At 59.5% G+C, this 12,581-nt stretch carries 15 protein-coding genes and 1 tRNA gene; 10 read left to right on the forward strand and 6 right to left on the reverse strand.

The features are described 5' to 3' along the window. The 3 genes from CRN80_RS29770 (at window position 1) to CRN80_RS29780 (ending at window position 3,589) form a co-directional block, all read left to right on the forward strand. The gene (locus CRN80_RS29770) at window positions 1–1,515 is read left to right on the forward strand and encodes a tripartite tricarboxylate transporter permease (protein WP_032892992.1); all 1,515 of its coding nucleotides are present in this window, start codon (window positions 1–3) and stop codon (window positions 1,513–1,515) included. Further along, window positions 1,508–2,536, forward strand: coding sequence for an AbrB family transcriptional regulator (locus CRN80_RS29775; protein ID WP_032892993.1), 1,029 nt, complete (start codon window positions 1,508–1,510; stop codon window positions 2,534–2,536). The genes CRN80_RS29770 and CRN80_RS29775 overlap by 8 nt, the downstream gene beginning before the upstream one ends. A 117-nt stretch (window positions 2,537–2,653) precedes the next feature. After that, window positions 2,654–3,589, forward strand: coding sequence for a YncE family protein (locus CRN80_RS29780; protein WP_098952468.1), 936 nt, complete (start codon window positions 2,654–2,656; stop codon window positions 3,587–3,589). Window positions 3,590–3,605: 16 nt separating this feature from the next. On the opposite strand, the gene ung is transcribed toward CRN80_RS29780, so the two are convergent. Next, the gene (gene ung, locus CRN80_RS29785) at window positions 3,606–4,298 is read right to left on the reverse strand and encodes a uracil-DNA glycosylase (protein WP_098952470.1); all 693 of its coding nucleotides are present in this window, start codon (window positions 4,296–4,298) and stop codon (window positions 3,606–3,608) included. Window positions 4,299–4,434: 136 nt separating this feature from the next. On the opposite strand from ung, the gene CRN80_RS29790 reads away from it, so the two are divergent. Next, complete coding sequence (locus CRN80_RS29790) at window positions 4,435–5,547, forward strand: enoyl-CoA hydratase/isomerase family protein (protein WP_098952472.1); 1,113 nt, start codon at window positions 4,435–4,437, stop codon at window positions 5,545–5,547. On the opposite strand, the gene CRN80_RS29795 is transcribed toward CRN80_RS29790, so the two are convergent. Both CRN80_RS29795 and CRN80_RS29800 read right to left on the reverse strand, forming a co-directional pair. Continuing rightward, window positions 5,533–5,985 carry a DUF3757 domain-containing protein gene (locus CRN80_RS29795; RefSeq protein ID WP_098952473.1) on the reverse strand — a complete coding sequence of 151 codons (453 nt, stop codon included), beginning with the start codon at window positions 5,983–5,985 and terminating at the stop codon, window positions 5,533–5,535. The genes CRN80_RS29790 and CRN80_RS29795 overlap by 15 nt on opposite strands. A gap of 157 nt (window positions 5,986–6,142) precedes the next feature. Next, window positions 6,143–6,502 (reverse strand): hypothetical protein, encoded by a 360-nt coding sequence (locus CRN80_RS29800; RefSeq protein WP_032892999.1) that lies wholly within the window; start codon window positions 6,500–6,502, stop codon window positions 6,143–6,145. A 243-nt stretch (window positions 6,503–6,745) separates the two neighbouring features. Here CRN80_RS29800 and CRN80_RS29805 point away from each other — a divergent pair, with 243 nt between their 5' ends. The 6 genes from CRN80_RS29805 (at window position 6,746) to CRN80_RS29835 (ending at window position 10,737) form a co-directional block, all read left to right on the forward strand. Continuing rightward, window positions 6,746–6,958, forward strand: a complete 213-nt coding sequence (locus tag CRN80_RS29805) for a cysteine-rich CWC family protein (RefSeq protein ID WP_032893000.1) — start codon at window positions 6,746–6,748, stop codon at window positions 6,956–6,958. Further along, window positions 6,948–7,640: a pseudouridine synthase gene (locus tag CRN80_RS29810; RefSeq protein WP_098952475.1), complete on the forward strand. Its 693-nt coding sequence runs from the start codon at window positions 6,948–6,950 to the stop codon at window positions 7,638–7,640. Before CRN80_RS29805 ends, CRN80_RS29810 begins: the two co-directional genes overlap by 11 nt. Before the next feature lie 305 nt (window positions 7,641–7,945). Continuing rightward, window positions 7,946–8,830: an alpha/beta fold hydrolase gene (locus CRN80_RS29815; RefSeq protein WP_032893003.1), complete on the forward strand. Its 885-nt coding sequence runs from the start codon at window positions 7,946–7,948 to the stop codon at window positions 8,828–8,830. A gap of 113 nt (window positions 8,831–8,943) precedes the next feature. Beyond that, a tRNA-Gly gene (locus CRN80_RS29820) sits at window positions 8,944–9,017 on the forward strand. A 299-nt stretch (window positions 9,018–9,316) separates the two neighbouring features. After that, a complete protein-coding gene (locus tag CRN80_RS29825) occupies window positions 9,317–9,727 on the forward strand; it encodes a type II toxin-antitoxin system HicB family antitoxin (RefSeq protein ID WP_073521615.1) in 411 nt (136 codons plus the stop codon). Window positions 9,728–10,236: 509 nt separating this feature from the next. Then, window positions 10,237–10,737 carry a methylated-DNA--[protein]-cysteine S-methyltransferase gene (locus CRN80_RS29835; RefSeq protein WP_032893070.1) on the forward strand — a complete coding sequence of 167 codons (501 nt, stop codon included), beginning with the start codon at window positions 10,237–10,239 and terminating at the stop codon, window positions 10,735–10,737. A gap of 84 nt (window positions 10,738–10,821) precedes the next feature. Here CRN80_RS29835 and CRN80_RS29840 read toward each other — a convergent pair whose 3' ends face one another. The 3 genes from CRN80_RS29840 to fos all read right to left on the reverse strand — a co-directional run bounded on the left by CRN80_RS29840 (window position 10,822) and on the right by fos (window position 12,574). Further along, on the reverse strand, window positions 10,822–11,349 hold the full coding sequence (locus CRN80_RS29840) for a DUF4142 domain-containing protein (RefSeq protein WP_003189402.1): 528 nt from the start codon (window positions 11,347–11,349) through the stop codon (window positions 10,822–10,824). A 119-nt stretch (window positions 11,350–11,468) separates the two neighbouring features. After that, window positions 11,469–12,110, reverse strand: coding sequence for a LysE family translocator (locus CRN80_RS29845; protein ID WP_032893071.1), 642 nt, complete (start codon window positions 12,108–12,110; stop codon window positions 11,469–11,471). A gap of 47 nt (window positions 12,111–12,157) precedes the next feature. After that, window positions 12,158–12,574: a fosfomycin resistance glutathione transferase gene (gene fos, locus CRN80_RS29850; RefSeq protein ID WP_032893073.1), complete on the reverse strand. Its 417-nt coding sequence runs from the start codon at window positions 12,572–12,574 to the stop codon at window positions 12,158–12,160. Between the last annotated feature and the right edge of the window lie 7 nt (window positions 12,575–12,581).

Consider the following 12,581-nt stretch of genomic DNA (forward strand, 5'->3'; position numbering starts at 1 on the left):
ATGGATACTTTTGGCTATTTGGGCCAGGGTTTCGGCATTGCGCTGAGCCCCTATAACCTGGTGACCGCACTGTGCGGCACCCTGATCGGCACCGTGGTCGGCCTGTTGCCGGGCCTGGGCCCGATCAACGGCGTGGCGCTGTTGATCCCCATCGCCTTCGCCCTGGGCTTGCCGCCCGAGTCGGCGCTGATCCTGCTGGCAGCCGTGTACCTGGGCTGCGAATACGGCGGCCGCATCAGTTCGATTCTGCTGAACATCCCGGGCGAAGCGTCCACCGTGATGACCACCCTCGACGGCTACCCGATGGCCCGCAAAGGCCTGGCTGGCGTGGCACTGTCGTTGTCGGCCTGGAGTTCGTTCATCGGCGCGTTTATCGCCACCTGCGGCATGGTGCTGTTCGCCCCGCTGCTGGCCAAGTGGGCGATTGCTTTTGGCCCGGCGGAATACTTCGTATTGATGGTGTTTGCGATTGTCTGCCTGGGCGGCATGGCCGGTGACAAACCGCTGAAGACCTTCGTTGCAGCGCTGATCGGCTTGTTCCTTTCCTGCGTGGGCATCGACGCCAACAGCGGTGTATACCGCTTTACCGGCGACAATATTCACCTGACCGACGGTATCCAGTTCGTGGTGCTGGTACTCGGCCTGTTCTCCATCAGCGAGATTTTGCTGCTGCTGGAAAAAACCCACCGTGGCCAGGAAGCAGTGAAAGCCACCGGGCGCATGATGTTCAACGCCAAGGAAGCCTTGTCGGTGCTCACCGTGAACCTGCGTTGCGGCGTGTCGGGCTTTATCATCGGCGTGTTGCCGGGTGCCGGTGCGACCATGGCCTCGGCCGTTGCCTACATGACCGAGAAACGCATCGCAGGTGCCAGCGGCAAATTCGGCCAAGGCGACATGCGCGGCCTGGCCGCCCCTGAAACCGCGATTGGCGCATCGGTCTGCGGCGCCATGGTACCGATGCTGACCCTCGGCGTTCCTGGCTCGGGCACCACGGCGGTGATGATCGGCGCCCTGTCGCTGTACAACATCACCCCTGGCCCGCTGCTGTTCCAACAGCAACCGGACATTGTCTGGGGCCTGATCGCCTCGTTGTTCATTGCCAACATCATGCTGGTGGTGCTCAACATCCCGATGATCCGCATCTTCACCCGTATCCTCGCCGTGCCGAACTGGGCGCTGGTGCCGGTGATCGCCATCATCACCGCGATTGGCGTGTACGCCGTGCATGCCACCACCTTCGATCTGTTCCTGATGATCGCCATCGGCATCTTCGGCTACATCCTGCGCAAGCTGGACTTCCCGCTGTCGCCGCTGCTGCTGGGCTTTATCCTCGGCGGCCTGATGGAGCAGAACCTGCGCCGTGCGCTGTCGATCTCCAACGGTGCGCTGGAAATCCTGTGGTCGAGCCCGATCACCTTTGGCGTCTGGGTACTCACCGCAATCATGCTGCTCGTACCGCTGCTGCGTATCTGGCGTAAACGCGTGCAACAGCGTCGTGCCCTGGCCGATGTCTGAGGTCACCTTTAAACATTGGTGGGGAACACCGCTGGTCGGCTTGGCCGGCGGTTACCTGGCCAGCCTGGTGGGCTGGCCTTTGCCGTACATGGTCGGCTCGTTGCTGGCGATCATCCTGGTGCGTTGCCTCACGCCCTGGCAGTTGGCGGAGATTCCCGGCGGGCGCAAATGCGGCCAATGGGTAGTGGGCATCGGCATTGGCCTGCACTTCACCCCGGTGGTGATCGAGCAGGTGATGAGCCACTTCGGCTTGATCTTTTTCGGCGCACTGGTCACCAGCATGTCGAGCGTGGTGGGCGTGTGGTTGATGCGCCGCAGCGGTGAAGACCGCGCCACGGCGTTTTTTTCCAGCATGCCCGGCGGTTCCGGCGAGATGGTCAACCTCGGCGCCCGCAATGGCGCGGTGCTCAGCCGGGTGGCGGCCGGGCAAAGCCTGCGGGTGCTGGTGGTGGTGCTGTGTGTGCCGGCGATCTTCAAATATTTGCTCGGGGGCGGCGCGCCGCAGTTTCATCCGGCGCCCGTGGACTGGGCCTGGCTGGCCCTGCTGTTTCCGGTGGGCGCGCTGATTGCCTGGGGCTGGCAACGCTTGCGCCAACCCAACCCTTGGCTGTTCGGGCCATTGCTGGTGAGTGCGGTGGCCAGCGTGACCTGGGACTTGCACATCGGCCTGCCAGACGGCGGCAGCCAGATCGGCCAATGGTTGATCGGCAGCGGTTTGGGTTGCCACTTCAATCGGCAGTTCTTTCGTCGTGCACCGTCGTTTATGGGCCGCACCTTGATTGGCACGGCATTGACCATGCTGCTGGCGACATTGGCGGCGGTGGGCTTGAGCGCTCTGACCCAGTTGGACCTGCGTTCGCTGACCCTGGGCATGATGCCCGGCGGCATTGCAGAAATGAGCCTGACGGCCGAGACGCTACAATTGTCGGTGCCGTTGGTGACGGCAATGCAGGTGATGCGTCTGCTGTTTGTGCTGTTTTTGGCAGAGCCGTTGTTCAGGCACTGGAACCGCCAATCTTAATTCTGGAAGTGGCCCCTCAAGGGCCACGACCGTTTGTCTGAACTGGCAATCTTCACAGCTAGCCAAACTCACCTTAGCGGCCTTTCATGGAGCGACTTCCCACTGAGGAGCGCAATCGTGGTGACCCCAACCGAAACAACGCTCGAAAACGAAAATGAAGAACCCGTCGCAATCGTAAATACGGTTGCCGTCCCGGGGTCCCCCAATCACCTAGTACTCAATGGGGATGGAACGCGTCTGTATGTAGCAAGCTCCACATTGCCACAAGGCATTACTGTCATCGACACAGCGAACTTTAGCGTCCTCAGGACAATCACCACTGTGGGATCGCCCATTTGGCTGGCAATGCACCCCACTGCCCCGCGCCTTTACGCCAGCGATAACAGCCAGGCCAGCAATACGCCGATCACCGTGATAGACACTTTGACCGATAACGTCAGTGACCATATAAGGGGGTTTACTACTATCAATGGGTTGGCCTTGAATTCTACCGGAACACGCTTGTACGTCGCCGACCAAGGCGCTTCAGAGTTGGTAGTGATCGATGCCTCCACTCACCAGCGAATCGCCGCCCCCCAAGTACGCTACCCTCGAGAGATCGCGATAGCACCAGGCAACGCCCGTTTACACCTTGCCTCGGATCTTGATGGGTGGACTAGCATCAACCTTGGAACTAACAGGGTGGTGACCCAAACCAATACCGTTGCCGGCCAACCTACCTCCATTGCGCATGCTCGCTTCAACGCACAGGTCTACATCACCTACCAAGATCGTGGTGAGGTCTATATCGGCAACACCTCCACCGCACAGGTCAGTAGGATACTGACCGGTTTGCTAGCTCCCTTTCAGGTGGCCTTTCATACTATGCTCGAGATCGCCTACATCACGGAAACCGATGGTAACCGCATGAGCATTCTCAATACCCGCACACAAACCGTAACCGGTACCCTCACTGGCTTCAACAAACCGCGGGGTATCGTCGTGACCCCCAACGGCCGAACCGCCTATGTTGCCAATATTGGCAATAGCACGGTGTCACAAGTCCGTTTGTAGCCCGACGTCGTCCGGTTCAGAGTGGCGGCAGCCGCCACTCGATCGGGGCCTCACCATTCTGCTCAAGAAACTTGTTGGCCCGGCTGAAATGCCCGCAGCCCAGAAACCCGCGATACGCCGACAACGGTGACGGATGCACCGACGTCAGCACCAGATGCTTGGTGGCGTCGATGAGCTTCTGCTTGCTTTGAGCATGGGCGCCCCACAGCAGGAACACCAAGTGCGGCTGATGCTCACTGACCACTTCGATAATCCGATCGGTAAAAAACTGCCAGCCCTTGCCCGCATGGGCATTGGCATTGGAGCGCTCCACCGTCATGGTGGTGTTGAGCATCAGTACGCCTTGGTCGGCCCAGCTTTGCAGGTAACCGTGGTTGGGGATGTCGATGTTCAGGTCGCGCTTGAGTTCTTTATAGATATTGACCAGCGACGGCGGTGCCGGCACGCCCGGTTGTACCGAGAAGCACAGGCCGTGGGCCTGGCCAGGGCCGTGGTAAGGGTCCTGGCCGAGGATCACCACCTTGACCCTGTCTAGGGGCGTGGAATTGAGGGCGTTGAAAATCAATGGGCCGGGCGGGTAGATCTCTTTGCCAGCGGCATGTTCCTGGCGCAGAAACTCGCGCAATTGCGCCATGTAGGGCTTCTCGAACTCATCGCGCAGAGCGTGTTTCCAGCTGGGTTCGAGTTTGATACGGTCGCCATCGGTCATAGTTCAATTGTCTTGTAAAAAAGAATGAGGCGAACCCTAGGAAAGCCGACCCCGCTTGTCAATTGATCTGACATAGCACCGGCACTTTCCCACGAAGGGATCATACTCATCCTTCACCTTCTCGATTGAGGTCACGATGAACCTGCATTTCGAAGAACTGACCGGCAGTGGCGGCGCCCGCATCGGCATCGCCACCCTGGATGCGCCAAAGTCCCTTAACGCCCTCTCCCTGCCGATGATCCTGGCCCTGGATGAGCGCATGGAGGCTTGGGCCAAAGACCCGCAGATCGTCTGCGTGCTGCTGCGCGGCAACGGCGCCAAAGCCTTTTGCGCCGGTGGCGAAGTACGCAGCCTGGCCCAGGCGTGCCGTGAACAGCCCGGTGAGGTTCCAGCCCTGGCCGCGCAGTTTTTTGCCGCTGAATATCGTCTTGACTACCGCCTGCATACCTACCCAAAGCCGTTGATCTGCTGGGGCCACGGTTATGTATTGGGCGGTGGCATGGGCCTGTTGCAAAGCGCCGCCGTGCGTATCGTTACGCCGAGCAGTCGTTTGGCCATGCCCGAGATCAGCATTGGCTTGTACCCGGATGTGGGTGCCAGTTGGTTCCTGTCGCGCTTGCCGGGCAAGCTCGGCTTGTTTTTGGGCCTCACCGGCGCCCATATCAACGGCCGCGACGCACTGGACTTGGGCCTGGCCGACCGCTTCCTGCGCGATGACCAGCAAGACGAATTGCTCGATGGCCTGCTGCAGCTGAACTGGCAGGAACAGAGCGCGATGCAGCTCAACAGTCTGCTCAAGGCGCTGGCCCAGGAGGCAGACAGCCAGCAACCCGAAGCGCAATGGCTACCGCGCCGCGCACAGATCGACGAATGGCTGGATGTAGGAGATGTGCGCTGTGCCTGGCGCGCCTTGAGCCTGCTGCGCGACCACAGCGACCCGCTATTGAACCGCGCCGGCAAAACCCTCAGTGAGGGCTGCCCGCTGACGGCGCATCTGGTGTGGGAACAACTCCAGCGCGCCCGTCACCTCTCCCTGGCCCAGGTATTCGAGATGGAATACACCCTGAGCCTCAATTGCTGCCGTCATCCGGAGTTCGCCGAAGGGGTTCGGGCGCGCCTGATCGACAAAGACCAGACGCCTCATTGGCATTGGCCGGATATCAACACACTGCCGGAAGCGGTGGTGCAGGCGCACTTTGACAAGGCCTGGGAAGGTAGGAATCCTCTGGCGGATTTATCTGACTACTGACAGGTCTGTACGCTTGTCGTTGACCTTGAAAGCGCAATTGTCCGGCTGGCTGTCCGTGCAGGTGTACACCGGCAACTTGAACGCATCGGGCTGCAGCTCCCAATACAAGGTGCTGGTCAACGACATGTTGATAACCTCATTGCCCTTGCGTGGCCTCAACGCTACCACCCCGTTCCGACTGGTGCGGTAGATGCACTTGTCCATGTAGCCGTTTCCTCTCTCCTCGCCCTCGGCCGGCATGAACACTGCGCCAATGAATCCGTCGATAACACCACGAGACGCAACCCTCGGGCTTTGCCAGCGCAGGCCATGGTCCTTGGCGCGATAATGGCCGTCGGCGTATGCGATCTGCGTTGTATAAGGACAGCCCTGCTCCGCTCTTGCCGGTGCAATGACGTAGCTCATCAGCAGTAGCACGCAAATCAATTGTTTGAACATAGGGGTTCCATCTGCTCAGTCTCACCACGCAAAAGCACTCGGCTCTGCGCTAGTGAAGTACAGCTAGCAACTCAAAGATAGCTGTTAAATCTGACAGTACGGACGTACGGTACCCATAAAAAACGGCGCATGATGCGCCGCTTGTTTTTCAAGATATTTAACGGTGCCCGCCGCGGCCACCTCCGTGGTCGGAACCACGGCCACGCCCGCCATTGCCCCAGCGGTCGCCCCATCCATGGTTTTGGGAGGGCCGGTAGCCGGCGCGGGGGTAATAACGCGGGGCTGGTTGGTAGTAGCGCGGCGCCGAGTAATAGCGAGGCTGTGGTGCATAGTAACGGGGCGCTGGCGCGTAATAGCTGCGCCCGGAAGGGTAATAACGCGGGCCGCCGTAGTAGTAGGCTGGCGCCGGTGCGGTGTAGACCTCGGAGCGATAGTAGGTAGCGCCTCCATCGTAGTAGGGCACGCAGGCTGAAAGGGTCAGGCCGAGCAAAGCGATAAGCAGCAGTCGTCGATACATGGCGGCCTCCTGGACCGCGGAAGAGCTCCTCCAGCGACGCTGGCGAGCGGCATTCAGCCTTCACTGAATGACGAAACATCTGACATCAAAAACAGAATCTGGTGCGTTCGCGACACAAGTGGAAACATCTGTTTCAGACGAAGTGAAGCCTCGCCAAACAGCCATGGTGATGGAATGCCGCCCAGCCGCGCTGTATCGTGCAATAACTAACGCGCCCTACCCGATTCCCTTCTGAACCGACCCATGACCACACCGACCCTCTGCCCCGCCTGCGGTGCCCGCAACGACTGCTCCTTGGCCGACCCGCGCACAGCCGATCAGGCCTGCTGGTGCTACAGCGTCATCATCGACCCGGCGGTGCTTGAAGCCCTGCCGGATGAGTTGCGCAATAAAGCCTGCCTGTGCCCGCGCTGCGCCCAAGTGGACGAACAGTTGCGTACCCGCCATGCGCGTTGATCGCTTCCTCAGCAACCTGCCACAGTTCAATCGCAAGCAAGTGCGCCTGTTGCTGGTGGAGCGTCGGGTGACCGTCGAGGGCGTTGCGGTCAGCGATCCGCACCATGACGTACGGGAATTCAGCCAGGTCTGCGTGGACGGTGAAATCCTGCAAGCGGGCAAGCCGGCGCGTTATTTCATGCTGCACAAACCCCAGGGTTGCGTCAGCGCCACATCAGACCCGCAACACCCCACGGTCCTGGACCTGCTGGACGAACCGGACAAAGCCGACCTGCATATCGCCGGGCGCCTGGATTTCAACACCACCGGCCTGATGCTGATCACCAACGACGGCCAATGGTCGCGGCGCCTCACGCAACCGCAAACCAAGTTGCCCAAGGTGTACCACGTGCAAACCGAACAGGACATCGGCCCGGAGTATGCGGTGACGTTCGCGGCAGGTGTGTATTTCGCCTTTGAAGATCTCACGACCCAACCCGCAGAGCTTGTACGGCTGGGCCCAAGAACGGCCCGGTTGAGCATCATCGAAGGCCGTTACCACCAAGTGAAGCGCATGTTCGGGCATTTTGATAACAAGGTCATCGGCCTGCACCGCGAACGAATGGGCCCTTTGGCGCTGGATGCGTCGCTTGCGCCGGGTCAGTATCGGCCACTGACTGACGACGAGATCCGACAAGTCTGACGACCGTTCAGCCGGTGATGGCAAAAAACCAGCCGCTTGCCTTGCGACCTGCCTTCGGTGCTGCTTGAATCAAGGCTTCAGCCAGATGATGACTGACGAGTCGCCCTATAACCTCCAAGAAACACCTTGCCTCGCCCGCGCTTGATCTTCGGGCCCTCCCGGCAAACAGCCCGCCATAACAACACCCGCCGGCCAGCCGTCATCGGACCGACATGGGCCCTCATTTTCCAGGCGTATGCCTACCTGTCATAAAGCTCGTGCAGAGTGATTTGCGCGCACTACCCGCTTGCCAGGAGTCTTACGACATGAGGCCAGAAATCGCTGTGCTGGATATACAGGGTCAGTATCGGGTGTACACGGAGTTCTATCGCGCGGACGCAGCAGCCAAGACCATCGTCTTGGTCAACGGCTCCATGGCGACCACAGCGTCCTTCGCTCAAACCGTGAAAAGCCTGTACCCGCAATTCAATGTGGTGTTGTACGACCAGCCCTACGCTGGCCGTTCCAAAATCCACAACCGTCATGAGCACATGCTGACCAAGGAAGTCGAAGGCCAGATCCTCCTGGAACTGCTCGACCACTTCGCCGCTGAACACGTGCTGTCCTTCTCCTGGGGCGGCGCCGCCACATTGGTTGCCCTTGCGCACCGGCCGCGGCGCGTGGAAAAAGCGGTGATCAGCTCATTCTCGCCAGTGATCAATGCGCCAATGCGTGACTACCTGGAACGGGGCGTCGACTACCTGGGCAACCTCGACCGCGACCGTGTCGGCCACCTGGTCAACAGCACCATCGGCAAGCACCTGCCGTCGCTGTTCAAGCGCTTCAACTACCGCCATGTCAGCAGCCTGGCCGCACACGAATATGGGCAGATGCATTTTCACATCAGCCACGTGCTCAACAGCGACCGGCAGTGTTACCTCAAGGCCGCCAGACAGATCGACATTCCGGTGCTGTTCTTGAACGGCGAATGGGACGAATACACCAGTGCAGACGACGCCAAGCTGTTTGGCCAGCATGTGGCCAAGAGCAGCTTCAGCACCATCCAGGCGACGGGACACTTCCTGGACATGGAACATAAAGCCGCATGCCGCGATAGCCGTGAGGCCGTGGTGGGCTTCTTGAAAGGGCAGCGGCCCGCCAGCCCGTTGCGATATAGCCAGGGCCAGGCGCAGCATGCATGGGCGCTTTGAAATCAAGCCTGACACTGTGGCGAGCAAGCTTGCTCGCCACACGCAACTCTCACATTTTTCAAAGAAAAACTTCAAATCCAGCCGAACATCTGGTACAAAGTCAGCCGCTCTGAGCGGGTATAGTTTAGTGGCAAAACGAAAGCTTCCCAAGCTTTAGTTGAGGGTTCGATTCCCTCTACCCGCTCCACTCAGATTTGCACTTGCGCCAGGAGGGTTCTGGCGCAAGATGCACAAAAAACCGGTCCTTGGTGACCGGTTTTTTTATGCCTTGGATTCGGTCTTCAGCGTTGTTCTGCTGCTCGAAGCCGTGCCTGAGGACGTGAAGTATCTCGCAATACCTCCAAACGGCGTCATTTCCGCGCGCCCATACACTTCATTCAACACCTATCGAAATCTCGGACATCAACCGTTGGTAGGTAGAGTGTTGATAACTTTATAGCTGTGGGTATAGTAACCACCAAAACCCACCAAAAGGAGGGCAAGAACATGCTTTACCCCATCGCAATTTCAACGGGCGACGCGGACCACGCCTGGGGCGTGGAAGTCCCGGATATTCCTGGCTGTTATTCAGCCGGCGATGATCTGGACGATGCCATGGCCATGGCCCGCGAAGCCATCGAAGGGCACTTCGAGATCCTGGCAGAAGATGGCGCGCCGATCCCCACCGCGCAGAAAGTCACCGTACACGCTGCCAACCCTCAGTACGCCGGTTGCACATGGGCTGTGGTGGACATCGACGTCACCAAATACCTGGGCAAAGCCCAAAAGCTCAACATCACCCTGCCCGGCTATCTGTTGAATCGCATCGATGAGTACGTGTTGAATCATCCACAGGAAAAAAGCCGCTCGGGATTCCTGGCGTCCGCAGCGCTCAAGGTATTACAGCAGGAGCGGTAGTTGCGCCTAAGTAAAATCTTACTGCGATGAGGGCTAAACATCGCGATGATACAGGCTCGTCGCCCCAGAGACCGGAAGCAGGCAATGCTGAGAACCAAGCCACCCACACCCAAAATCATCCTACGCCAAGTGGCGGGCTGGGTACTGGTTTTACCACTGCTGATCTCGTTTGTGCGTCTGCCCTTCCCCTTCCCTTTTAGAGTATTGCTGGAGTTAGGAGTGATTGTCGCGTCAGGGTATGGCGTAAGGTTTGCGTGGCGTCACGCAACCCCACATGTGGCTATGTTCGCTTTGATTTTGACCCTGCTCAACGTCGTTTCTATGGTCATGTTAAGTACGGCGTCAGTCCTGAAGGCCCTTTGCATCATCGCCTGGCTCTACGTGTCCCCCTATTACTCAAGCTGGGTTTACTGGAACTTCTAGTTTGACCGCAAGAAACGTAGTTTCCAGACGCCCTGATGGAACTACAGTGACGTCGTCCCCCTTCACGCCCCTCAAGGAGCCTGCCGATGACTTACCACTACAAGCTCATGCCTTCCCCTGTCGGTGAACTCACCCTGGTGGCGCGCGATGGCAAACTCAGCGCCATCCTCTGGGAAGTAGAACGCGCCAACCGCGTACGCTTGGGTGAGTTGATCGAGGCCCACGACAGCCCGGTGCTTTTGGAAACCGAACGCCAACTGCAGGAATACTTTGCCGGAACGCGTAACCAGTTCGAACTGGCACTGGACTTCACCGGCACCGACTTTCAGAAACAGGTCTGGCAGGCACTGCTGACCATCCCCTTCGGCGAAACCCGCAGCTATAGCCAAATCGCCGAGCAGATCGGCAACCCCAAAGCCGTGCGCGCTGTCGGCGCCGCAAATGGGCGTAACCCGATCTCAATCATTGCGCCCTGCCACCGGGTGATTGGTGCTTCTGGCGGCTTGACCGGCTTCGCGGGCGGGCTGGCGGCCAAGCAGTATTTGCTGGCGCTGGAAGGCACCGGTCAAGGTGAACTGGCGTTATAGGCCGCGTCCAGAACGGGCCTGAACTCGGTATAAAAAACGGCGGCTGGATCCTCTCCAACCGCCGTTTTTCATATCAGGAAGGTCTCAGCCGTCGCCTTGATGGCCCTTGCCATAGGTCGAGGCCAGGGCACGGGCTTTTTGCAGGCGCTCTTCAAGCTTGGGCAGCGTCTCATCCACCAATGCCTTTATCTCTGGCACATCCGACGCGGCGCCCTCTTTCTGGAACAGGGCAATGGCGTCTTCGTTCTCCTTGACCTGCTGCGCGGTATAGGCAGCGTCAAAGGAATCACCGTCCTTGAGTTCTGGCATCAGGGTTTCGGCTTTATCGACGATCTTCTCTCGCGGGGCCACTGGCAAATCCAGCTTCTTGGCGATCGCCGCCAAGTGCTGGTTGGCCAGCGTGCGCTCGTTGATGACCTCAATGGTGTAGTCCTTGATTTCCTGGGATGAGGTCTTGGCGTGGGCCATGCGACTGGTTTCGATATCGGCCATGCCTTTGGCCGAAGCCTGCTCGATGAATTCTGCAGGCGACTGGGCGAAAGCATTGCTGGCGCCGAGGCCCAGCAGCATCGCGAAACTGGCGGTGCGTAACCGGATAGCCATGCGGCTCATGATGGGTTCCTCCAGGGCAAAAATAGGTGCGGGGGCATACACCCCGCCCTGAATTCGAATTTTCAGGGCGGCAAAGGTTTAGAAAAAACTTCCCCGTGCGACGAACGGTCGTCGCCGCCTCAGGCAGCCTTGCTGCCGAACAGTCCCGGTAATGCGTGCGCCAGGGCATTGAGGGCGAAGCCGATAAACATCACGCCGCAGAGCTTGGTGATCAGAATTTCATGGCGTTGATACAGCGTGCGCACCCGTTGGGCACCCACCACGCCAATCAGGATCGCGTAGGCCAGCAAGCCACCGATAAAGCTCAGCAGAATCAAGGTCGGCAGCATCGACCAGGTCAACAGCTCGGCCCGGCTGGACAGCAACGCAGTGAAGGTCGCCACGGCCACCGGATAGGCCTTGGGGTTGGTCAAGCCAAACAGAATGCCGTGCCAGAACGGGTGCCGCGCGGCGCCCTGAGGGGCATCGCTGCTGCGGCGTTGGGTACGGATCGCACGCCAGCCCAGCCAGAACAGATACGCCCCGCTGATTACGCCAAGCACATCAAAGGCACTGCTGCCGACTTCCCGCGCACCGACGATGGCAATCAGCGCCGTGCTGCACCACACCACATCCCCGAGCAAATGCCCGCACAAAAAACCCGCCCCTGCACGCCGGCCACGGGCCGCCCCAATGCCGAATACGGCCAGGACACCGGGGCCTGGGGTAATGCCGTAGATAAAACCCGAAGCCAGCACGGCGAGCAGCAAGGATGGGGTCATGGATAGACGCTCCGACAGACGCTAAAAGGTGATTGATTCTGCATGTTTCAGCGCGGTGGGTAAAACTTCATTCCGGCATAGGGCTTGGCACGGCAGGCTTGCAGGCGCGAGGCCAAATCGCCGACATGGGCCTCCAGCTTGTGGCCGTCGGGATCGAGAAAATAAAACGACGCGCCTTCGCTGCGGTTGTCTCGCCACTCCTGTACGCCAGCGGCGCGCAGGCGTTCGACCAAGGCGGTGAAATCAGGCGCATCGACGGTGAAAGCGTAATGGGTGTAGTCCACCGCCGCAGCAGTCGAACGCAACGGGTCCAGCGACAGGCACAGCCAAAGCCCAGGCAGTGAGAGGTAGGCACCGTTGTCCCAGGTTGCGTCCAACTGCAGGCGCAGCAGATCGTGATAGAAACTCACGCTGCGCGGTACATCGGTGACGGCCAGGGTCAGGTGGTTGAAACCGCTGAGCATGTAGGTT

This window comes from Pseudomonas sp. FDAARGOS_380, from assembly GCF_002591235.1.
Classification (GTDB): Bacteria; Pseudomonadota; Gammaproteobacteria; order Pseudomonadales; family Pseudomonadaceae; genus Aquipseudomonas; species Aquipseudomonas salmasensis.